This is a genomic window from Vibrio sp. 10N.222.47.A9, assembly GCF_963872585.1.
Classification (GTDB): Bacteria; Pseudomonadota; Gammaproteobacteria; order Enterobacterales; family Vibrionaceae; genus Vibrio; species Vibrio splendidus.
This window is the reverse complement of record NZ_CAWNBB010000051.1, coordinates 74,813-97,354: the sequence shown is the minus strand read 5'-3', so window position 1 is coordinate 97,354 and position 22,542 is coordinate 74,813. Positions and strand designations below refer to the sequence as shown.

The following is a 22,542-nucleotide window of genomic DNA, read 5'->3' as shown; positions in this document are numbered from 1 at the left end:
CAACGGTTTCGATATTAAGCTTTCAGTTAAGGCAATAAAGCAAAACTAAACGTTCAACATCAGGATTAATGAAAACCCTAAATAGTGGTGCGCCCTGGAGGATTCGAACCTCCGACCGCCTGGTTCGTAGCCAGGTACTCTATCCAGCTGAGCTAAGGGCGCAACGGTATCTTCAAGTGAAGAAGTTGTGAAATATATCACATTCTTGTTTCTACGAAACAAAAAAAAGGCCATAGGCCTGTAATGAATGGCGGTGAGGGAGGGATTCGAACCCTCGATGCGGCTACAAACCACATACTCCCTTAGCAGGGGAGCGCCTTCGGCCACTCGGCCACCTCACCTAATTCATTATTCTTATCCATTACTTCTTAACAAAGTAATCTAAAGAATGGTGCGCCCTGGAGGATTCGAACCTCCGACCGCCTGGTTCGTAGCCAGGTACTCTATCCAGCTGAGCTAAGGGCGCACATTGTTACTTCTGTGTTTGCTTGCAAATTCAAACGTGCAAGAAATGGCGGTGAGGGAGGGATTCGAACCCTCGATGCGGCTATAAACCACATACTCCCTTAGCAGGGGAGCGCCTTCGGCCTCTCGGCCACCTCACCGTCTTGCGGAGGCACATATTACGTTTTACCGAAAATATGTCAAACACTTTATTGAAAAAAACCGGACAAAAACATTCAACCGTTTGCAATTTAATCAAAGCGCTTGCAAATTGAACTTATAACATCCAATTAGCGCTTTTTCCCTTAAAAATTAAGGTGAAAGATTGGCAATAATTAACAGCGGAAAACAATTATCTAATTTATCTCGCAGTAAGTGTCACTGCTGTTTGCACCATACTACGGGATGCTCTATTTCGCCATAGGGTAAGTCAGTAAAACTTGAACTATGGCAAACAAATATCATGATGCTTCAATAAGAGTTAACTCTGGTGGCGTGGCTTTTCTATATCAAGCACTCCATCCAGCATCTATAACTAAGCCAGCTAGTGAATCAACCTATTGCTAAGTTGTGATTATGTGCACCCCAAGATCAAAAAAGGCTAGCAACAATGCTAGCCCCTCTTCTACGCAAAAGTATTAGTAGTTGCCAGATGCAACGTTACCATTACCTTTTTCAGCTTGAATGCGCATGTAGATCTCTTCACGGTGAACAGATACTTCTTTAGGTGCGTTAACACCAATACGTACTTGGTTACCTTTAACGCCTAGTACAGTAACTGTTACTTCATCACCAATCATCAGTGTTTCGCCAACACGGCGAGTCAAAATTAGCATTCTTTGCTCCTTGAGTAATCTCTAAATTTATCTAGCTACGAGAGCATTATCCAACAAAAGTTATATTTTCGTAAACTATCGATTGAGTTTATTTAACCAAAATGCACTTCTTTTTTAAGATAACCCTGTGTTTCACGCGCTACGATGTATGCATTGTGTAATATGTTAGCAGCTATATCGACTTGCGTTGGTGATATCACCAAAGTTAAAGACTGCTGCTGCAATAAGTGATGTTGTACATCAATTTCGCCTTCAGACAACAATCCATGTGAACTGACCACAATTTCTTGCGTTCGGCTTCCTACCACAGTTAACAAACTAACATATTCACTATTACGGATTTTTTCAGCAAAAACTAGTTTTAATTTAGCACTTATGTCCGGTTTGATAATGAGCGCTGCCCGTTCTGTTTCCTCGATCACACTACAGACTTCGATCCCTAACAACAGGCAATGCGACATGAGAGACGGTAAATCTTGATTCAAACACTCGATGCGAACCATATCTCTTTGAATGGCTATTCCAGCAATATCATTCAAACAATCATTACCCGCGATGAGAGTGCCCTCGCCTTCTTCAAAACTCGAAAGTACTCTCAGTGGTACATTGTGTCGCCACGCATGCTGAACACATGGAAGGTGCAAAACCTTAGCGCCTCTGCGAGCCATTTCTTCCATAGAGGGAAAGTCTAAGGTATCTAATTTTTTAGATTGCTTAACCACTCTAGGGTCGCAGGAATATACGCCATCAACATCGGTATAGATCTGACACTCTTTAGCTTGAAGCGCGCCCGCTAATGCAACGGCCGTGGTATCTGAACCACCTCGCCCTAAGGTTGTGATGTCACCTTTCGCATTAACGCCTTGAAAACCTGCAACAATGACAATCTGGTCATCATCTAACAGCGCTCTAATAGGAGCGGTATCAATACGCTCAATCGTCGCATTATTATGATTAGAATCGGTGTGTATCTTGGCTTGATAGCCAGTCATCGATGTCGCTTCATAACCCAACTTGTGCAACGTCATCGCTAACAAAGCCATGGAAACTTGTTCTCCAGCCGTTAACAGCACATCCAACTCTCTAGCATTTGGCACGCTATCAACTTGTGAAGCTAAGTTAACTAACCGATTTGTTTCACCTGACATAGCAGAAACGACAACCACGATCTGGTTCCCTTCATTTTTCGCTTCAATGATTTTTTCTGCTACATGATGGATCCGCTCTATTGAACCCACCGACGTTCCACCAAATTTCTGCACGATAAGAGGCATTTTCACCCGTCCTCACCTTCCCAAGACCAATGTCTATATATGACAAAAAAACACATACTCCGCGTCAGGGCGAAGCAATAAAAAATTAACCAAGGAGTCTAACGTTTCCATTGGACTTCTTGGTTAATCTCAATCAAACCTTGTTTAAACACGCTTCCAATAGGCAAAATAAAAGATGCCCAATCAACTGATTGGGCATCTTTATATCAATTACTTAAGCTTAAAGACGCTCTTCTAGCCAAGTACGCACAGATTTAAGCGCTTCTGGCAGTGCTTCAACGTCGGTACCGCCCGCTTGAGCCATATCTGGACGACCGCCGCCTTTACCGCCAACTTGCTCAGCAACCATCTTAACGAGGTCACCCGCTTTTACTTTGCCGATAAGGTCTTTGGTTACGCCAGCAATCAAGCCAACTTTACCGTCTGCGATATTCGCAATCAGGATGATGCCGCTACCTACTTGGTTTTTAGCGTTATCAACCATAGTACGTAGGTTCTTGTTGTCTGCGCCTTCAATTGCAGCAACCAAAACTTTAGTACCAGAGATGTCTTCTACTTTGCCCATGATATTTGCGCTTTCTGCAGCAGCCATCTTTTCTTTAAGCAGTTGGATTTCTTTCTCTAGCGATTTCGCTTTCTTAGCTGATTCAGCCAATTTCTCTTCGTAAGCGTTAGCCTGAGCTTCTACTGCATCTAGAGCCGCTTCACCCGTTACCGCTTCAATACGACGAATACCCGCAGCAATACCACCTTCAGAAGTGATCTTGAATAGGCCGATATCACCCGTGTTGCTTGCGTGGATACCACCACAAAGTTCAGTCGAGAAGTCGCCCATAGATAAAACGCGAACTTCATCATCGTACTTCTCGCCAAACAGTGCCATTGCACCTTTTACTTTCGCTGACTCGATGTCCATGATGTTGGTTTCAATCACGTGGTTCTTACGAACTTGTGCGTTAACCAAACGCTCTACTTCTTTAATCTGTGCCGGTGTTACCGCTTCAAGGTTAGAAAAGTCAAAACGTAGGTTGTCTGGCTTAACTAAAGAACCTTTTTGAGCAACGTGCTCACCTAGAACTTCGCGCAGTGCAGAGTGAAGTAAGTGAGTTGCAGAGTGGTTTAGTGAGATAGCAGCACGACGCTCAGCATCAACCGTTGCTTCTACTTTATCGCCTTGAGCAAATACACCTTCAACTAGCTCACCGTGGTGCGCAAATGCGTTACCTAGCTTCTGAGTGTCTTGTACTTTGAATAGACCAGATGCTGTTTTTAGCGTACCAGCGTCACCACATTGACCGCCTGACTCAGCGTAGAATGGTGTCTCTTCAAGGATGATGATTGCTTTGTCGCCAGCCGATAGTGAAGATACTTCTTCGCCGTCAACAAATAGCGCAGAGATTTTACCCGCACCTTCAGTCGCTGTGTAACCACAGAACTCAGTGTTCGTGTCTACTTTGATCGTCGCGTTGTAATCAGTACCGAATTGGCCTGCTTCACGTGCACGCTTACGCTGTGCTTCCATCGCCTTCTCAAAGCCTTCTTCATCGATAGTAAAGTCGCGTTCACGAGCTACATCGTTAGTAAGGTCAGCAGGGAAGCCGTATGTATCGTAAAGTTTGAAAACTGTTTCGCCGTCAAGCTCTTTGCCTTCAAGTGCGTCTAATGCGTCGTTAAGGATAACCATGCCACGCTCTAGCGTGCGACCAAAGTTCTCTTCTTCGATACGAAGTACTTTTTCAACAAGCTCTTGCTGTTTCTTAAGCTCTTCAGCCGCAGAACCCATCACTTCAGCCAGTACACCCACAAGTTTGTGGAAGAACACGCCTTGTGCACCAATCTTGTTACCGTGACGAACTGCACGACGAATAATACGACGTAGAACGTAGCCACGACCTTCGTTTGAAGGCATTACGCCATCAGCGATTAGGAATGAACAAGAACGGATGTGGTCAGCAATAACGCGCAGCGATTGGTTAGATAGGTCGTCGTGACCTACTACTTCTGCTGTCGCCTTGATTAGCTTTTGGAATACATCAATTTCGTAGTTAGAGTGAACGCCCTGCATGATTGCAGAGATACGCTCAATACCCATACCAGTATCTACAGCTGGCTTAGGTAGCGGTTCCATAGTGCCGTCAGCGTGACGGTTGAACTGCATGAATACGTTGTTCCAGATCTCGATGAAACGGTCGCCATCTTCTTCAGGTGTACCAGGACGGCCGCCCCAAATGTGCTCACCGTGATCGTAGAAGATTTCAGTACATGGACCACAAGGACCTGTGTCACCCATCGTCCAGAAGTTATCAGATTCAAACTTCTTGCCGCCTTCTTTGTCGCCGATACGAACAATCTTGTCAGCTGGAATGCCCACTTTCTTGTTCCAGATATCGAACGCTTCGTCGTCTGTCTCGTAAACCGTTACTAACAGACGCTCTTTCGGCAAACCTAGTGTTTCAGTCAGGAATTCCCAAGCAAACCCAATCGCTTCTTCTTTGAAGTAATCGCCAAAGCTGAAATTGCCTAGCATTTCGAAGAATGTGTGGTGACGAGCCGTGAAACCTACGTTTTCAAGGTCATTGTGTTTACCACCAGCACGTACACAACGCTGAGCCGTAGTTGCTCGAGAGTAGGCACGCTTTTCGGCGCCTAGGAAGCAATCTTTGAATTGGTTCATACCTGCGTTAGTGAACAGCAGGGTTGGATCGTTATGTGGAACTAACGATGAACTGTCTACGATTTGGTGTTCTTTGCTCTCAAAGAACTTAAGGAACGCGTTGCGAACCTCATCAGTGCTCATGTACATGCAGCTCTTCCTGAAAATAGTCGAGTTAGAATTTTGCCGTATTGTAGATCATGGTTAAGGCTTCGACTAGTTTTCTTGTAGAAAAGACACCCTTGGGCAGGATTTTAGTTGGAAATCGATAAAATGAAGAATATTCCACTAGCTCAGATAGGGAACAAACAAAAAATTGGCAAGCTACCTCAAACAACCAAATAGATCTAGCAAGGCGCTGCAAGGATGGAGACAGATACTTTGACAAAAAAAGCCCCACATAAAATATGCGAGGCTTCCTATTCTTTCAAAGCGGATGTTCCTTTCAAACACCCGCTCTATAAACCGTTAGCTTATAGCTCTTCGTTTTCTTCTTCTTTCTCTGCGCCTTTCTCTTCAAGAACAGCAGGAGTCAGTAGCAATTCACGAAGCTTAGTATCAAGTTCCAGAGCGATCTCTGGGTTTTCACGTAGGTGCTTACAAGAGTTCGATTTACCTTGGCCGATCTTGTCGCCTTTGTAGCTGTACCAAGCGCCCGCTTTCTCAACTAGCTTATTCTTAACACCTAAATCGATAAGCTCACCTTCGCGGTTGAAGCCTTTGCCGTAAAGGATTTGAGTTTCAGCTTGTTTGAATGGTGCAGCAATCTTGTTCTTAACAACCTTGATACGAGTCTCGTTACCAACAACTTCATCACCATCTTTGATTGCACCAGTACGGCGAATATCAAGACGAACAGATGCGTAGAACTTAAGTGCATTACCACCTGTAGTTGTTTCTGGGTTACCGAACATTACACCAATTTTCATACGAATTTGGTTAATGAAGATAGCCATACAGTTAGACTGTTTAAGGTTACCTGTCAGCTTACGCATTGCTTGAGAAAGCATACGCGCTTGAAGACCCATGTGGCTATCGCCCATTTCGCCTTCGATCTCAGCTTTAGGTGTTAGTGCAGCAACCGAGTCAATAACAAGAACATCGATAGCACCTGAACGAGCCAGTGCATCACAGATTTCTAGAGCTTGTTCACCGGTATCAGGTTGAGATACAAGCAAAGCATCGATATCAACACCCAACTTTTGAGCGTAGATAGGGTCAAGTGCGTGTTCCGCATCCACGAATGCACACGTTTTACCCACTCTCTGCGCTGCAGCAATAAGCTCAAGCGTTAGCGTAGTTTTACCTGATGATTCTGGACCGTAAACTTCAACGATACGTCCCATCGGTAAGCCACCAGCACCTAGTGCGATATCTAGAGATAGAGAACCTGTAGAAATAGTTTCTACGTCCATTGTGCGGTTATCACCAAGACGCATGATAGAACCTTTACCAAATTGCTTTTCAATCTGACCAAGGGCTGCAGCTAACGCTTTTTGTTTATTCTCGTCCATTTCTATCTCCACATAATCGGTTGTTTCAACAAGCGACTTAGAATCTATTTCTAACCCACAAAGGGGTGACTAATTGGCTTTTATTATACTGTTGATTCATACAGTGTCCATACCTGTATGAAAATAATTTGTACAAATGTTACTTGTCTTCCATTGATAGGTAATCATAAATAACTTGTAAGGCATGGTGCGTAGCTTGTTGGCGTACTTGTGATCTATCGCCTGTAAATACATGCGTTCCTACTTTGTTCCACCCATTTACTGCTTTCCAAGCAAAACACACAGTCCCTACCGGTTTCTCTTCCGTGCCGCCGCCCGGGCCAGCAATACCGCTGATAGACACAGAAATAGTGCCGTTTGAATGTTGTAGCGCCCCGTGAGCCATTTCTATAACCACTGGCTCACTCACAGCACCAAACTCAACTAGGGTTTCAAGCTGAACACCGATCATCTCTTGTTTCGCTTCATTACTATAGGTCACGAAAGCACGGTCAAACCAAGCCGAGCTACCAGCAATATCCGTTACCGCGCTTGCAACACCACCGCCAGTGCAAGATTCAGCCGTCACTAATACATGTTTATGCTTCGCAAGTAAGTGTCCGAGTTTTTCACTAAGAGCTTGAGTCGTCTGCATCTTTTGCTTCCCTTAATCTAGATGTATATCATTTGGGTTTGCATCTTTTCGCATGTGTCGCTTTTCGCACGAAACGCTTTCACGTATCCTAAGCCGCAATAGAAATAAACGAAAGAAGTTAACTGTGAAAGCCGATCAAAAACATACTCCTGATGCATTAGTGTGTAATTACATTAAAAACAACAACTTAAAGCAACGAATATTTAAAAACCACACTTTTACCTACACTAACCAAAAAAGCTAACTCATTGATATAAAAGAAACCTTAGTTCTCTATCTCGAATTCCAAATGGTTACTTTTCGTCCGCACCTGCAAGATTTCAAGTTACAAACTAAAGTATTCTATAAACCTAAAACCCCGCGACATCCTATATCCTCGAAACAAAAAAAGAGGGCCTTAACCTGCCCCTCTCAAATCTATATGTTCTGCCTTTCCGCGACTTGTGCTTTTATCCAGTTCTGAATATCACTTTCAACCCAAGCAGCTGAGCGACGGCTCAAACGTACTTGCTTGGGGAACCTATATTCTCTTATGCCTCTGTAGATAGCAGAGCGACTCAAAGTCGTCATTTCAATCACTGCTTCTAATTTTATTAACTTGATTTTATCCATGTCATGCTTGACCTGAATATTGATGTTCACGGTAATAACATATATCTAAAACATTTTTGATGAAGTCACAAAAGCTTTACACGCCTAGTCTACCACACAAGAAAATGAAGCCCTTTCAGCCAGTATGGCTGAAAGGGCTTCATTAGTTAATGATATAACGATGTAGTCTAAGCTTGGCATAAGGTGCGATAAAAAACCATATCAGCCCCATGAACCCACGGGGCGACATACTAGTGCTCTAAGTTCCAAGGTAGGAGTGCGTCGATATCAGACTCTGTTTTCGCCAGCTCCACCAATTCAACATTTAAAGACGCCCCAAAACACCCCACCACATCTTTGACTTTTAGTCAACCCATAGATTATAGTTACTACGATACCTAGAATTACTAAACCGTTAACAGCAACAGAAGTTAAAACGTAAAGCCAAAAGAAAAGGAATACCACCTTTCTGATGGACAAGGATTACTGCGTGTACTCCCTAGTGGCTCAAACAGTGGCAACTAAACTATTACCGTCCAACAAATGAGAAACGAGCTAATTACAACACAGGTCGAGTTCCAAATGTTAATCTTGCACATGCAATGAAAAGCTCTTGATTGGCAAAAGAGCCGATCGCTCAAGGTATAGACCCTCAAGAAGACCAAAAGAAAAAACAGCAAGAGTATAAATAGGTTCATGAGCACACCTTTATAAACGTAACGAAGAATAGTTTGAAATTATGAATGACTCGGTTACGCCTGACTACGCGACTGACATCTGGCGCACTCTAGAGCTTCATATATTTCCTCACCTATCCGATACACCAGTTAAAGATGTTACTGCACCATTGAGCTTTAAAGCCAATAGAATCTAAAGGTAGTTTAGAGACTGTCAAACGTTTATCTCAGCGCCTCAATGAAGTTATGAATTTTGCTACCAACTATGGATTAGTTCAGGCAAACCCACTAACTGGTATCAAAGCTGCGTTCAAAAACCAAAAAAGAAAATATGGCAGCGCTGAAACCAGCAGAATTACCAGAGTTGATTAGAGCAATTGCCAATGCACAAATAAAACCTACGACTCACTACTTGTTAGAATGGCAACTTCACACAATGACTCGTCCCTCTGAAGCTTCTGGATCTCGATGGGACGAAATTGATTGGGAAGAGGAAGTCTAGACCATTCCCCCAGAGAGAATGAAAAAAGAGGAGAACACCGCATCCCACTTACTAAACAAATGCTAGAACTGTTGGAGGTAATGAAGCCTATTAGCAGACAAAGAGAGTTTATTTTTCCTTCTGACCGAGATCCTAAGAAACCATGCAATAGCCAAACGGCAAATATGGCACTAAAGCGTATGGGGCTTGCTGGTAGGCTTGTTAGCCATGGTTTACGTTCACTAGCCTAGCTAGTACAAAGCTCAACGATCATGTTTTGAAGCCGATTTAATAGAAGCAGCTTTAGCTCACGTTGATGATAACCAGGTACGTAGTGCCTATAACCGAACAGATTACCTTCAGCGCAGAAAGCCGATGATGCGTTGGTGAGGCAATCATATAAAAGAGGCTTCCAAAGGGAGCCTCTCTGTGGCAGGAAGCAATTGAAAACCAGTAGTTCCTAACTGTTTTAAGTCATAGGACGGGTTGTCTTAGGTTTACGCCGCTATTAAACGCGAGAGCTGAGGATCATTACGATACACAACGCACCACCGAGCAACCGATGAAAGCTCTGCTTCAGGTAATGTCATATTACGAATATTAAGGCAATGGCTTCTTACTTTTTCTTTAGCTACTGGATTTCCACCGTTAACACATCGAGCTTTATACTTTAAATACCCATCTATTTCTTCTGAAACTCTTAACCAAACCTTTCTCCTAGCTTCCGCTAGCTCATTGTGTTCGTTTAATTTCAGACGTTTGACGGTTTCATTCACTCGTTTAATTTCCCATTCAGAACATCCTGGTGTTGGAATAACTTTCCCCTCATCATCAAAAGAGATTAAGCCAACATCATCAACATCAGTTGGGTCAAGCAAGTAAGGTTCTTCGGATTCTTCACTTTGCGTTTGACTACACGAAACCAAAGATCCATCTCTCAATGGAAACCAATTGCCTTTTTTTCGATTACCCACGTTTCCGCAAAGTCTATAATTAGTGTAATCAAAAGCCAGCCACCAATAAGCATCCCTTTCTGTCCCATCCATAGATTTTGTCTTAGCTTTTGGGCGAAAGTGCTCAACATCGTAGTGAGAATACAACTCTTGTACCTCAGAAAACCAGCACTTTCCATGTGACAGTACTTTTAACCAATCTTTAAGCTTTCCCCAATGGGAGGAACGACTATTGATAAATTCATTTCGTTTTTTAACCTGCCCTTCATTATGGAATTCAATCAATTTTTGGTTATATTGACTTGAACGTGTTAACCAATTGTTCCATTCATCTTGAGTCCATGGGCTCCAGCTAGGAAGAAAAGTAGACCTAGGTGTATTTACTGGCGTTACACCGGCCATATTAATGAAACGCATGCTTAGTTTTCTTCTCCTAAGATATCATCAATAATACTATCCACTATTGCCTCTTGCTCTCGGATCTCTTCAGAAGAAAGTATCCCTTGGGTGTACTTTCGATGCTGTGCCATTTTCCTCACAAACATCGCATAAACAGGATCTTTGAACTCGGCCATTGAAAATCCAATATCCGCAAGCTCTCTACTCAGTTTGGCTAATTCTTCATTTTCAGAAGCCGTTTTAGTTTCCTTTGCGAACAACTCGTTTCGTCGGTAAAGTCTCCTCTCAGTCTCCCTATCTAAAGTAGAGGAGAGACCAAACAAGTCACTTTTCAATAACCCAGTAACACCCATACCTTGAGGATGTTCATCTGGCTGATCAACCCATATTTTTTCACCATTTTTGCGAATGATATGAACTTGTTCTTTCTTCAGAGAGCCTATCATTATTGGATCATGCGTTGTGATTAAAACTTGTGACTCACCCTGAACAATACTTTCTGCCGAGGGATTCAGTACATCTTCAATATCATCAAAATATCTCAATTTCCATATTGGGTTTAAGTGAGTATCAGGTTCATCAAGCAAGAACAAACTATGAGACTCATTTGTAATTCTCATTAGCCCTAGAACAGTGAGCATTTGAAGTTCACCTTCAGAAAGTTGTGTAAAATCAACTTTTCCTCCATGCCCATCTTTTTTCTTGACTGTGATTCGAACTTCATCGATCAAATCACCGATATATGCACCTTCAGCATAACGAAAAAAGCTCTCTGCAGTACCAACGAGTTCACCTAACTCTCTCAATTTTTCTGGTGTAGGTACGTACATGTACAGCTGTCTCTGCCGCTCTCGTCTACCACGAAAATCAACGAGTTTTGACTCTTCGTTCCTAATTGGAGCCCAACTGACTTTCCAAAGTTTATCCAAAAACTCCGAAACAACATTACCACGAGCATACCAAAACCTAGGATCACCTTGCTCGATATCATCATCTTCAAGCTTACGCAGACGATGAGGCTGTTTCAATACGAAAAGGGCTGACTCAAGAGACTCAATATTCAGATTCTCCAACACCTTTTTAAATACAGGATCATCAGATAATAGACACGCCAATAGAACTAACTGACTGTGCCCTCCTCGACAATAAAAGAGGCGTCTTAATCGATCATCACCAAAGTTTTTGAGCTGTTTATTGTCTTCAAGTCTGCGAACCCGTTCAATTGCTTCGCGGTCTGCCTCAGAGTTTGACAAATTACGTAGCAACTCTGCTGGTATAACTTCTTCAGCTGTGATCTCTTGACGTTTATTGAAGCGCCGTTGATGACTTTGAAAAAGAGCCTCCATTCTTTCATTGCGTCCTGAGTAATAAGCGAAAATGTGCGATGGCAATAGTTCCTTATTTCTTAAAAGGTAACTTTGGGATTCTGACTTTCCATCAACCCAAACATATGGGCGTCGCTTTCGTTTCTCCATATCAGCTTCAATCTTAACTTGGTGCCCACGGATGCTGTACTCAAGTACATAGTCAAAAGAAATATCAAGGTCTAGATCAATATCTCGGAAGATGGTAACCAGCGCCTCCAATAAATTAGACTTACCAGTACCATTTTGGCCAATTAGAGCATGGCTACGAACAGTTTTTTTTTCACTCTCATTGATGCCTGAACTGTGTTCGAATGTCTCTGAAAAAGTAATATCTACCCCACGCAGGTTGCGATATTCCTTTAACGCTAATCTTTTCAAGCGCATGGCTTACCTCTGATTAATCTTGTTCTTTCTCTAACATTTGAGCTTCTTTTGGCTCTGCTATCCATCCGTGTTGGATTTCGAGCTTAAGCTGTGCATAAAAAGCATTGATATCACCGCTAAATCGTTGCCATAGATCTTTCGCATTCATCTCTCCATTATGGCGAGTAAGAATTGTGGCAAGCGGGGCCTGATCTTTAACATTTGGCAACACGCCTAGACGTACCGTCGAAACCAGTTCAGTTTGTGGAGTTTTCATATATTGCTCTTCTTGCTCTATGGCGATCCCTGTAAGACTTGAAATAGTAGCAGCAGCAGTTAACTCACCAATACGCAAGTATTCCTGATGTTTTTCACTATATGCGTTCACCATTTCCAGTAACGAGTCTACCTTTTCCAAAATGCGAAGTTGCTCTTCCTTAGGGGGAAGAGGGATTGTTATTGAGCGTAACTTATTCTGGGAGATGTTCATCTGACTTTCGGCCATCCCAGACTTCAAACGTTCAAGTATTCGTCCGGGTTCGCCAGCAGACAAACACAATGCAACAAAGTTGGGATTAATGAGATCATTCACAATATGAAAACGAATTAACTTATCAGAAATCATTAGCTTTGGAGGCGCATGAGCTACCACACAGCAAATACCCACCCGATTTCTCGGGCCAGCACGAGTTATTAGAATGTCACCACCTTCAATTTGATACTGTGGTCTAGGGTCTAAAGCAATTGGTAGTTCTTTATGTTCATTTGGTAGGAACTTCAACACCTGAACTGCTGTGGTTTTTAGTACCCCCCACTTATTTTCGTCTGTTCTAGCGTTCGGCAAACAAGCAGGACTCCAACCAGCATCGATTGTTGATATCGCTTCATCGAGCGTAATGACACTCCAATGAAAGGGCAAATCAGTTTCTTCCAAAAGTTCTGGTTTCACCTGTTTCTTTCGGGAAAAAGTGCCATCTTCCAAACCAAGCTTTTTCGCGGAAAGGATTTTTTGTTTCAAAATAGTGGAAGGCTCATCTGACTCTGAAAAATTACTGAGGCGACCAGATATAGCAAGATCAAAAATAGTTTGACGTAATTCCTCCACTCCATCTGTGGAAGAAAACAATTGACTAAAGTTATCTTGTAATCGTTGCCAGTTGTCTTGCAGTTCTCGTGCACTTGGGCTTAAGGCAACAGCTTGTAAGATCGACTTGCGTACTTTCGCTTGTAAAGTTCGTTGCTTTTCCTGCTGCGCACCTAATTGATCACATAACGCCATCAATTCATCAACTTTAGCAACAATGCGTGTTTGCTCTTCCAATGGAGGTAGAGGAAAAGGTATTGAAGCTAAAGCCTTTCCTGACATGCTTGAGATACCGACCCCTTTACGAAATTCATTTATCTCACCAGTAGCACTAATTTTTTGAAGGAAGCGAAATGCAAAATATGGATCTACCAAAGCGTAAAAGCGAACTCGATGCACATGGTTCTGAAAACAGATGTCATAGTCATAACTCCATACTGCCGCACGGCCTGCATCTCCTCCTTCACAGATCAATAAATCACCTTTTGTTGCAGTGCACTTTTCGAGTTCTTTATCTTCAATTGGGATCTGTTTTACTTCATTAAGCTCAAACTCCCCCCAATATAGGTTTGATGTAGTAATACAGTACCTTTTTTCACCTATATTTTGACGCTTATTAAGAGTTTTCCCAGTGTTATGCTGTGCGATGTTTCCAAATCGAACCCATCCCCAATGCTGAGGAATAGCATGCGGAAACTCATTTTGCTGTAATTCAGGAACGAATTTAGAGGTAAGTATCTTCTTCTCTTTATTTAAGCGTTGCTTGACTTGATTAATAATATCTAAATTGTTACTAATTTGACTGTCATTTGATTTTGATTCGGCTAAACGCCCCTGCATTGCCAGAGCTAAAATTAACTCACGCAAACGCCTTACACCTCCTGGCGCATTAGCAATATGACCAAACTCAGATAAAAACTGATTAGAATCCATTAGACATCCTCACCACTAAAGTGAGGGGAGAAAACAGCGGCCAGTTCATTCTTGAGTTGTTCTTCGATTTCCTCAATTTCGCCCAATAGCTTTTTATATTTAATAAGTAATTCATCGGGGTCTTGGCTTTCTTCTATTGTGTTAGGGTTTTTAATATCTAAGTTATAAATTGGCCAGTAAATACGATCGCCTGCGGCTTTTGCATCCTTAGCCTGCAAACGTAATGGCTCAGATTTCGCTTGTAATTGTGAAATTTTTTGGTTGAATTGTTCACGAGTTTCACAATTTTTAGTGCCTTTGAGATCCTCTCGCAACAAGCGAATACTAGCCTCTAGATCACTAGCTCGATCGTTCAACTGCTTGGCTTTATCCCAAAGAGGCTGAGCGGCAACCAAAGCTTGCTCGCGTTTTTTTCGGAAAGGGTATTTCCAAGCAAACTCATTTTCTTCTCGTTCGCTGAAGTTATTCTCTTCATTTCCCCACCAATCTTTTTCGGGAGCAAACTCCTCTATACGAATAGGTTTCGTTTTCGAATAACTCTTGTAACCTTCAGGGTAGGGATGCTCATAGAACCAAATATCTTCGGTCGCAAAACTCTTGCTACCATTTGTGCTGGGACCTTTGCGGGTAAAGAACAATAAATTTGTTTTAATCGTCGTATACGGTGCGAAAACCCCCTTTGGTAGACGGATGATAGTATGTAAATTACACTCTCGGAGAAGCATTTCTTTAAGCTTCCCTTTGATCCCTCCTCCGAACATAAAACCATCTGGCAATACTACAGCTGCTCGCCCCCCATCTTTCAATAGCTTTTTTACAATTAAAGCCATAAACATGTCTGCTGTTTCTTTGGTTCGCAAATCAGAAGGGAAATCACGGCCCACTTCATCATCTTCATAGCCACCAAAAGGAGGGTTCGTTATCACACAATCCCTCTGATGTTTAGCTCCCCACTCACTCCAATCTCGCTGACCTAAAGTATTCATATGTTCTATCTGATCAGGAACTTCTAATCCATGTATTAACATATTGGTGCTACACAGTAAGTGTGGTAACTGTTTTTTTTCTATACCGAAAATTAGCTTTTCAATTTCATTATTTTCTTCATCAAAAGAGCTTTCTTTTGCTTGCGTTCTAAAATGCTCAATTGCAGCTGTAAGAAAACCTCCCGTACCACATGCTGGATCGAGAACCGTTTCTTTTTTGTCTAGCTTCGGGTTTACCATTTGAGTCATAAGTTGCGTAATTGCTCGAGGAGTATAGAATTCTCCCGCATTTCCAGCACCACGCAAGTCATTCAACAACTGCTCATAGACATCTCCTAGCTGAGAGCGAGTCGTAAAATCATGAAAGTTGATACTTTTTTCCAGTTTCTCAATAACCGCAAACATCAATGGTCCAGACTTCATGAAGTTATTTGCATCTCGAAACACTTCTCTGATCACCGGCGTTAGTTTTCTACTCAATAACTCATATCTAGTGATATTTTCTTCGCTAGGTATTGATGTTGGAAACTCGATAGCTTTGAGACTTGGGAATAACTCTGCATTTACAAATTCAATCAAATCAAAGCCAAGCTTATTCGCTTTTCTCTCACTGCCCGTGGGCGCTGCCCAGTTTCTCCAACGAAACTGTTCTGGAATGGGAGAAATGTAAGGAACACTGCTTTTTTTTGCATCCTTTTCCCACCCTTCTTCTCTCTGATCAAAAACCTTCAAAAAGAGCATCCAAGTCAATTGACCAAGCCTTTGTGCATCGCCATCCACACCATCATCCTTCCGCATGATATCCTGTATGCTTTTGATTGTGCTACTTAAATTCATTACTTATTACTCATATTTGTTTACGATGGTTTTGCAACGTAGTCATCACGACAAAGCTCGAATTCGAGTTTATTGACGGCTTTCAGATATAGACCCTGTCACAAAAAAAGCACATCTTGTATGTACTTTCGCTCTAAGCTATGTAAACGAAAACATTAAAAATGCGTTGAGATTAACATATTTTTGTTATGGAGACTGTTTGATTTGCTCTTCAACCCAAACACCGCAGCCATCTATAATTTAGTTTCAGATTAACCTAGAGAGCGTACTGGTATCACTAAATCACCATCAAGATATGAATGCACAAAAGCCTAGTTGTTGCTTTGAAATTTATGAAGCTGAAAAGCTATTTATTGCTCAACGAAGTGTTTCTTCAAATTGATTGATACTGATTGCTTGTTATTTGTTCGTAGCACCAACCACAACACGGATAGAAAGCACAACTCTGTTCAATAATTCTGTTGCTCTTCAACCCCACGGAATCTCAAACACGCTTTCATCCAATCCTCAACCTCGCTATCCACCCAAGCGACGGCTCTATCACCTAAATTGATTGATTGCGGAAAGTTATTGTCATTCATTTTTCTGTAAATCGCTGAACGGCTAAGGGCGGTCTTTTGCATTACTTCTTTTAGTTTTAGAAATCTCATGGGACGTCCTCCTATGTTATTGGTTCCCATGTGATTACCTGGCACGTAGAAAAATACCGTTTTGTACCTTGTGGTGTTCCATGCCACCTTCAAACCCAGTAACAACAAAAAAAACACCTGCTGGCAATGCCAGCAAGTGATTCATTCTTATTACAATTGTCGATTCGCTGCTGCAAGAGCGTATCTATAAGCGACATCTTTTCCTGCGGAGCAAGCAGCGACTTTCCTCACCTCAACTTGCTTATCTGCACTTCGTTCATCTACTTGCACCCAAAGGTCTTGATTCGCTATCGGCTTTTTATTTGCTTTACGCCAATTTCTACGTTTCCAGCCATCAAGCCACTCATTAAAACCATCGACACAATAATCACTGCTTGAATAAATAATATCGCCATCACTGGCGTACTTTAATCCAAAAGCAAGCGCTGACAAATCTAAGTGAGTACGGTCCGTAACGCTGTCAAAGAACAGCCAATCCTCACCACTAATACTTCCACTCTCATCGAGGGCGATCATTCCAAGCCCACCAACAAGGCGTCCTCTCTGCTTCTCTACAATGACCGCGTCTACATAAATTTCTTTGTTCATTTTTATACTCCCAGAGACTAAACAGCCGATACAAATTTTGCACCGCTCTGTTGTGTTGTGTTGAATGTTAATCCGTCGCTTTATTGCGATTGCTACATAACAACGGTAAGTGAGTTATTTTTTACCTGTCTCTGGAAATTCCCCCTCTTCACGTCTCACGTCCCGATTCAAAACGCTCTCAGATATATTTCATCAGTACGCATAACCAAACAGATGATCCAAGGAGCTCTTATGCGTAACTCTAACAACCAACACGACTACCCATTTAAAACCTCTGAGTTGAATGAACTGCTAGAACGTGCAGCCGAAGCACTGGCTTCAAAGTACAAACGAGAAGGCACCTTCACTAACCCCACCAATGTTAAAGAGTACTTAAAGCTGAAATTAGGGGCTCACGACCGCGAAGTATTTGCTGTGATGTTTCTTGATAACCAACATCAGTTGATCAGTTTTGAAGAACTGTTCTTTGGCACCATTGATGCGGCCTCAGTCTATCCACGTGAAGTACTCAAGGCTGCACTAAACCACAATGCTGCTGCGGTGGTTTTTGCTCACAACCATCCTTCAGGCATTGCCGAGCCCTCTCAGGCTGATAGACGCATTACGCAACGTCTAGTGGATGCACTAACGCTGGTGGATATACGAGTATTGGACCACATCGTTGTGGGTGAGAATTGTGTGTCATTTGCAGAAAAGGGGTGGGTATGAAGACCGTCTTATTGCCTTGTCGCTACGCATCATTATCACAACTGCTTCTACGCTATCTAGAAGCGTCTATCAGTTTGTGCACTATTCCTGAGACTACTGAACGTATTGCCCTTAACTTTAGACACTCACCCTACCTAACGCATAGATCAGGTCCACATCCATTGGAAGTGCACTTGTTCAGAGAGTCTCCAGAAGGAGCTTGGAAAATTGCGACCATGACCAGCTTTGCTTTTCCTTCCGATGAGGATGAACAGTTGGAAGTAGAGCTGTATTTCAACTTCAGCCATCAATGGTTCTATCAACCAGATATCGAGCGATGCGACCTCAATCAGCCACAAGTCATCGAACTCTTTCATTCTTGGCAACACGCGTTAACAAACACCTTCCACCAGCAAAGCTTTGATTACTTCGCTGCAACGACCATCAAGTAATCTCATATTTAAAAACAAGGATCGACTATGTCAAATTCTCAATCATCAACCGTTACTTTCAGCCCTTCATGCTTACCTATTTCCCAGAAGCTTCATAGCAGCTTAAACCATGTACTTAGCCAACACTCCGACAGCCGTGGGCAGCAGATCATCATTGTGAACTTTAGAGATAAAAGTTACAGCGCTGAAAATGGTGGTTATCATCCTGTTGAAATTGCTTTAAGCCAGGTTTCAGAGAATCACTACACCATCCTTTACATCACCGACTTCAGTTATTGCGGTGGTGCTTACCCAGAGCTAGATAGAGATATTGATTTTGATATCGGAAACTCAGTGGTCTTTTCGCGTTATGCGGGATGGCAAAGCATTCGCTTACCAACGATGACGGAACTCTACGAGCTATGGGAAGGAAACTTTCTTAGCTATATGTCGATGGACGCCTACGACCAAATCCAAGTCGAGTGTAGTTAGACACATCAACCCATGTCCCACGCCTCACAAACATTCAACACAACCACTAGCACAGAGCCAAAACGAGCCTGCTTCCCATATTGTTAAAACGGGAAGCTTTCATCCCTTGCAGTATAAGGGTTCTTTAATATCGTCGGCTCTGTGCTTCCCAAAACACTCTTCTACAGACAAAAAGGGAAGCAGACTATGGCTGAAGTCCAAGCAATCAAAGACGATGACACCATACGTATGGTTGGTCATCTATTGAGTATTCGTTGTCATCCACAAATGGCCGATGTATGGCATATCGGATTAAACTTAGCACTGCGGATTTCTGATTTGTTGTCGATTCGATTTGAAGACATTCATCAGGACCGACTCATTATTCGTGAAAGTAAAACTGGCAAGCTGGCCAACATTCAACTCAATACCAAAGCGCAGCAGTACATTGCTAGATTGAGAGAGCAACATCCCGACCACGTTTACTTGTTTCAATCTCACCGATGCCAACAGCTGAAAAACAAACCACCCCAGCCAATCTCGCGACGCGCTGTGTCCATGGCATTTCAACAAGTAGGCCAAGAGCTGAATATCGCTTTAGGTACTCATTCGATGAGAAAGACGCGAGGCTACTTTCTTTACCAATCCACAAAAGATACAGGCCGTGTCATGAAAATGCTTCGCCATACTTCTGAAGGCGTGACGCTTCGCTATATCGGTATCACTCAAGATGAAGTCGATAAAGATTTTGTTTCTCTTGAACTTTAAGAATGAACATTTCGTGAGGGGGCGGGAGCGACGATCCCTTATAAACATAGAGCTCAGAGGTTATTGAAACCGCAATATTAAAGAAGTCATTCATTGCTAGACTAGAGATTAATAGAAGAACTCTTCGACACCAACATTCAGTATGTCCGCAAGATTCTTTAGCATCTCATCCGTCACACGGACCATGCCAGACTCAACCTTCGCTAATTTGCTTCTTGTCATATCAAACCCTTTGAGACTACACATTCGTTCAACATCTTGCTGAGAGAGCTGCTGAGACAATCTGATATTGCGGATTTGATTTCCAGTAATGTTTTTCTCAATCTTGTTCACAAACACACCTGCACCATTATGGGTGCAGATAGATTATGTTTAATGTACTATTTAAATGGCACCCGTATCGGTGCAATCAATTCAAACAGGAGAATAAATTATGATATTAGTGCTTTTATGGGTCTTTTTCGCTTTTATACTGGCGCTGTACGCGAAGAGTAATGGTCGCAGCTTTGGTTGGTGGCTTTTACTCGGACTGGTAATTGACCCTATTTTGGCCTGGATTCTTTATAAAGTCGTTGCTGATTAAAAGAAGCATCAAACACCATCACCGCAACTTCCCCCCTCCTTGTAAATTAACCGGGTAATAAATCACCTGCTACTGACTATGGGATAAAGACAACTAAAACGATAGTCAGCTATTAGGGGGAATCAGCCACTCCTTCATTTAAGGATAAAACAATGTCAGTACCAATTCGTACCGTTACTTCAATCAGCGCTCTTACCACTACACTTTTACTTTTCGGCTGCGGTGACAATGGAGCCGACTCTCTACAGCAACAGCCTTTCAGCTATATAAACGGAGAAAATCAACTGACTCAATATGAGCCGTCACTGACCATCAACCAAGCCTTCAATCATCGTAAGGTGTGTAATGAGGTCGAATGGCAAGCATTTGAAGATAATCGTGACAGAACAGTGATTGAATACCGTTGTAATATGGATATACCTTCACAGAAGTTCTCCAACCTATTATCGGCTGAACTGAACAAGAGTGCAGACAAACTCACTCAGAGAAATTCAAGTGAATACAAGAAAATCAAAAAGCTAGCTGATAGCCAAGCCAGCTATCAAGAGCAATATGATGAAGCAACGGGATACTTTGATAAGAAACGCTTCGAAAACCTTTTAGAAAGAAGCAAGCGAGCTCAGCAAGAGTTACAAGAAAAGTATCCAGACGGAATTGATGGAGCTCTCGCTCAACTAGAAGATCGTCGATCTCAATTTATCACCCCTGTAAGCGTCGATGAGATTTACCAATGGAGTGTTGATGAAAATGAGCAAAGTCACTTTCTATACAATGGCTTCTCTGCTCACTTTTCTGATGATAAAACATTAAGCTGCGAGTTTGACCTATTTAAGTCTTTAAACCTTCTATACAAAGACCAGCAAGCTGAAACGTACTATCTATTAAAACAAACACTGAAACACTGGAGCCAGAGGCTTAACTTTGGCGGTGATGATCTTATCTACCTCAACGATCTGAAATGCCAAATCCAATAAAAGTTTCACGTTCATACCATAAGCCCTGAGATCAGAACTCAGGGCTTTTTTATTGCAGGCTCATAATGAATCCACTAAAAATACTAGGAGCCCTAGGGCTAACTCAATTAGGGAGAAGTCTTGCCGACAATCTCTTTCATACAACTCAGGCTCCAGAAAGAGGCAGCATTGTGTATTGCGATCTCGCATTCGGCTCTGCTGAACATTCAGGTATCTACGTGGGAGATGGACATATCATCCATCGGAATAGAAAAGGTCTTATCGAAGCCGTATCGATTCGTCAGTTTCTAGCAGACACTACAGCCATTTCCATTTACATCAGTTGCAATGTACAAGGTAGTGCCGTTGGGAGTGAGTCTTGTGCTCAAATAGCAGAAAGCATGTTAGGCGTACAAACAGGCTATTCTCTGCTAAATGAAAACTGCCATCAGTTCTGTAGCCACTGTCTAGACGGTGACATGTTCTCAAGCACCTTCACATTGACTCAGCTTAAGCGTGACGCTCGTGCGCACATTCAAGCCAGTCAGTGGCGCGTGTGGGACTTAAAACATCGTCATAAAGGTTAAGGGGATTCACTCCCCTTTATTTTTCATCCAATACCTATCGGTTGCTACAACCAAAACATCGACTACCCTCACCATAATGCTTCGTTCTTTTTTTTGCCAGATAGCTAATTCGATAAAACAAATCTTCGTACTGACTTAAGTAATCTTCACTGTTTTCATTTAGGTAATACCCATGGTTTGGAGGAAAATAAACCAAACGAAAAACATCTTCAAATTCACAACTAAGTGCACTAGCCCACGCTTCGATAATTAACGAAGCTAAACTCCCTCCACGCTTATAGCCCCCAGCTTGATAGAACCTGTCTTTATTAAAAAAGAGTACGACATGGTAATGATCGTTTATTGATGTATCACGTTCTTTGGCCCATACATATCTCATACTGCAAGGATAAACTCTTTTTCCCTCTCTCCGCTTTCGTTGCGCTTGAGCTTGGATTTTTGAGTTCAGAGATTCAGTAAACCTCTTTATTATATTTGTCCGATTACGGTTATAACTAACAATTTCATCACGACTTAAACAGTCAAGGTTATCATCAATGTTCGGCAATCTAAGATCGACTCTAATAGCATAAGTTCTAGAATGCTCTCCTAATGCATTATTCATCGTAGATAAAAGACGGTCGAGGTAAGAAGTGTTGTTATCTTCGATTGCTCCCTGAATAAGTAATCCTTGGTAAGTATCATCTTTCATGAGTAACTCCTGTGTTGTTTGTTCACAGGTATCTCTACTCACGTTATTTTTAACAGATCTCCCTAACCTACTAGGGTAGGTATAGATGATTCTATGAAGAAGAGTTG

At 42.3% G+C, this 22,542-nt stretch carries 20 protein-coding genes, 4 tRNA genes and 1 pseudogene; 7 read left to right on the top strand and 18 right to left on the bottom strand.

The genetic code is table 11. From position 1 onward, the window contains the following. Positions 1–85 precede the first annotated feature (85 nt). The 10 genes from AACT19_RS16725 to AACT19_RS16680 form a co-directional block, all read right to left on the bottom strand. Positions 86–162 (bottom strand) — tRNA-Arg (locus tag AACT19_RS16725). An 86-nt stretch (positions 163–248) separates the two neighbouring features. Beyond that, positions 249–341: transfer RNA gene (locus AACT19_RS16720), tRNA-Ser, on the bottom strand. 48 nt (positions 342–389) lie between these two features. Beyond that, positions 390–466, bottom strand: a tRNA-Arg gene (locus tag AACT19_RS16715). Positions 467–512: 46 nt separating this feature from the next. After that, positions 513–605 (bottom strand) — tRNA-Ser (locus tag AACT19_RS16710). A gap of 477 nt (positions 606–1,082) precedes the next feature. Continuing rightward, positions 1,083–1,280, bottom strand: a complete 198-nt coding sequence (csrA, locus tag AACT19_RS16705) for a carbon storage regulator CsrA (RefSeq protein WP_004415691.1) — start codon at positions 1,278–1,280, stop codon at positions 1,083–1,085. 92 nt (positions 1,281–1,372) lie between these two features. Further along, positions 1,373–2,554 carry an aspartate kinase gene (locus AACT19_RS16700; RefSeq protein WP_083717890.1) on the bottom strand — a complete coding sequence of 394 codons (1,182 nt, stop codon included), beginning with the start codon at positions 2,552–2,554 and terminating at the stop codon, positions 1,373–1,375. A gap of 220 nt (positions 2,555–2,774) precedes the next feature. Further along, entirely contained in the window at positions 2,775–5,357 is a 2,583-nt protein-coding gene (gene alaS / locus AACT19_RS16695) for an alanine--tRNA ligase (RefSeq protein WP_076647516.1), read from the bottom strand. Positions 5,358–5,680: 323 nt separating this feature from the next. Then, on the bottom strand, positions 5,681–6,721 hold the full coding sequence (gene recA, locus AACT19_RS16690; RefSeq protein WP_004735435.1) for a recombinase RecA: 1,041 nt from the start codon (positions 6,719–6,721) through the stop codon (positions 5,681–5,683). A 139-nt stretch (positions 6,722–6,860) separates the two neighbouring features. Further along, a complete protein-coding gene (gene pncC / locus AACT19_RS16685) occupies positions 6,861–7,355 on the bottom strand; it encodes a nicotinamide-nucleotide amidase (RefSeq protein ID WP_029222254.1) in 495 nt (164 codons plus the stop codon). Between the two features lie 417 nt (positions 7,356–7,772). Then, positions 7,773–7,967 carry a helix-turn-helix transcriptional regulator gene (locus AACT19_RS16680; protein ID WP_076647528.1) on the bottom strand — a complete coding sequence of 65 codons (195 nt, stop codon included), beginning with the start codon at positions 7,965–7,967 and terminating at the stop codon, positions 7,773–7,775. 373 nt (positions 7,968–8,340) lie between these two features. Between AACT19_RS16680 and AACT19_RS16675 the strand changes: the two are divergent. Then, a pseudogene (locus tag AACT19_RS16675) lies at positions 8,341–9,494 on the top strand (tyrosine-type recombinase/integrase). A 107-nt stretch (positions 9,495–9,601) separates the two neighbouring features. Here the strand turns inward: AACT19_RS16675 and AACT19_RS16670 are convergent. The 6 genes from AACT19_RS16670 to AACT19_RS16645 all read right to left on the bottom strand — a co-directional run bounded on the left by AACT19_RS16670 (position 9,602) and on the right by AACT19_RS16645 (position 17,264). After that, a complete protein-coding gene (locus AACT19_RS16670; RefSeq protein WP_076647512.1) occupies positions 9,602–10,474 on the bottom strand; it encodes a hypothetical protein in 873 nt (290 codons plus the stop codon). Between the two features lie 2 nt (positions 10,475–10,476). Beyond that, positions 10,477–12,207, bottom strand: coding sequence for an AAA family ATPase (locus AACT19_RS16665; RefSeq protein ID WP_076647509.1), 1,731 nt, complete (start codon positions 12,205–12,207; stop codon positions 10,477–10,479). A 13-nt stretch (positions 12,208–12,220) separates the two neighbouring features. Beyond that, positions 12,221–14,203 (bottom strand): restriction endonuclease subunit S, encoded by a 1,983-nt coding sequence (locus tag AACT19_RS16660; RefSeq protein ID WP_076647506.1) that lies wholly within the window; start codon positions 14,201–14,203, stop codon positions 12,221–12,223. After that, positions 14,203–16,026 carry a class I SAM-dependent DNA methyltransferase gene (locus AACT19_RS16655; RefSeq protein WP_076647503.1) on the bottom strand — a complete coding sequence of 608 codons (1,824 nt, stop codon included), beginning with the start codon at positions 16,024–16,026 and terminating at the stop codon, positions 14,203–14,205. The genes AACT19_RS16660 and AACT19_RS16655 overlap by 1 nt, the downstream gene beginning before the upstream one ends. A gap of 449 nt (positions 16,027–16,475) precedes the next feature. Then, positions 16,476–16,706 carry an AlpA family transcriptional regulator gene (locus AACT19_RS16650; protein ID WP_076647500.1) on the bottom strand — a complete coding sequence of 77 codons (231 nt, stop codon included), beginning with the start codon at positions 16,704–16,706 and terminating at the stop codon, positions 16,476–16,478. 120 nt (positions 16,707–16,826) lie between these two features. Next, entirely contained in the window at positions 16,827–17,264 is a 438-nt protein-coding gene (locus AACT19_RS16645; protein ID WP_076647497.1) for an RNase H family protein, read from the bottom strand. A 231-nt stretch (positions 17,265–17,495) separates the two neighbouring features. On the opposite strand from AACT19_RS16645, the gene radC reads away from it, so the two are divergent. The 4 genes from radC to AACT19_RS16625 all read left to right on the top strand — a co-directional run bounded on the left by radC (position 17,496) and on the right by AACT19_RS16625 (position 19,621). Then, positions 17,496–17,972 carry a RadC family protein gene (radC, locus tag AACT19_RS16640; protein WP_076647494.1) on the top strand — a complete coding sequence of 159 codons (477 nt, stop codon included), beginning with the start codon at positions 17,496–17,498 and terminating at the stop codon, positions 17,970–17,972. Further along, entirely contained in the window at positions 17,969–18,403 is a 435-nt protein-coding gene (locus AACT19_RS16635; RefSeq protein ID WP_076647491.1) for a DUF2787 family protein, read from the top strand. Before radC ends, AACT19_RS16635 begins: the two co-directional genes overlap by 4 nt. Before the next feature lie 27 nt (positions 18,404–18,430). After that, positions 18,431–18,874: a DUF2787 domain-containing protein gene (locus AACT19_RS16630; protein ID WP_076647488.1), complete on the top strand. Its 444-nt coding sequence runs from the start codon at positions 18,431–18,433 to the stop codon at positions 18,872–18,874. A gap of 186 nt (positions 18,875–19,060) precedes the next feature. Beyond that, a complete protein-coding gene (locus AACT19_RS16625) occupies positions 19,061–19,621 on the top strand; it encodes a tyrosine-type recombinase/integrase (RefSeq protein WP_076647485.1) in 561 nt (186 codons plus the stop codon). Positions 19,622–19,729: 108 nt separating this feature from the next. Here the strand turns inward: AACT19_RS16625 and AACT19_RS16620 are convergent, their stop codons facing one another. Next, on the bottom strand, positions 19,730–19,954 hold the full coding sequence (locus tag AACT19_RS16620) for a helix-turn-helix domain-containing protein (protein WP_102472969.1): 225 nt from the start codon (positions 19,952–19,954) through the stop codon (positions 19,730–19,732). Between the two features lie 402 nt (positions 19,955–20,356). Between AACT19_RS16620 and AACT19_RS16615 the strand changes: the two genes are divergently transcribed. Then, on the top strand, positions 20,357–21,178 hold the full coding sequence (locus AACT19_RS16615) for a hypothetical protein (RefSeq protein ID WP_076647479.1): 822 nt from the start codon (positions 20,357–20,359) through the stop codon (positions 21,176–21,178). A 65-nt stretch (positions 21,179–21,243) separates the two neighbouring features. After that, complete coding sequence (locus tag AACT19_RS16610) at positions 21,244–21,744, top strand: lecithin retinol acyltransferase family protein (RefSeq protein ID WP_076647475.1); 501 nt, start codon at positions 21,244–21,246, stop codon at positions 21,742–21,744. A 34-nt stretch (positions 21,745–21,778) separates the two neighbouring features. Here the strand turns inward: AACT19_RS16610 and AACT19_RS16605 are convergent, their stop codons facing one another. Next, entirely contained in the window at positions 21,779–22,435 is a 657-nt protein-coding gene (locus tag AACT19_RS16605) for an inovirus Gp2 family protein (protein WP_076647472.1), read from the bottom strand. Positions 22,436–22,542 lie beyond the last annotated feature (107 nt).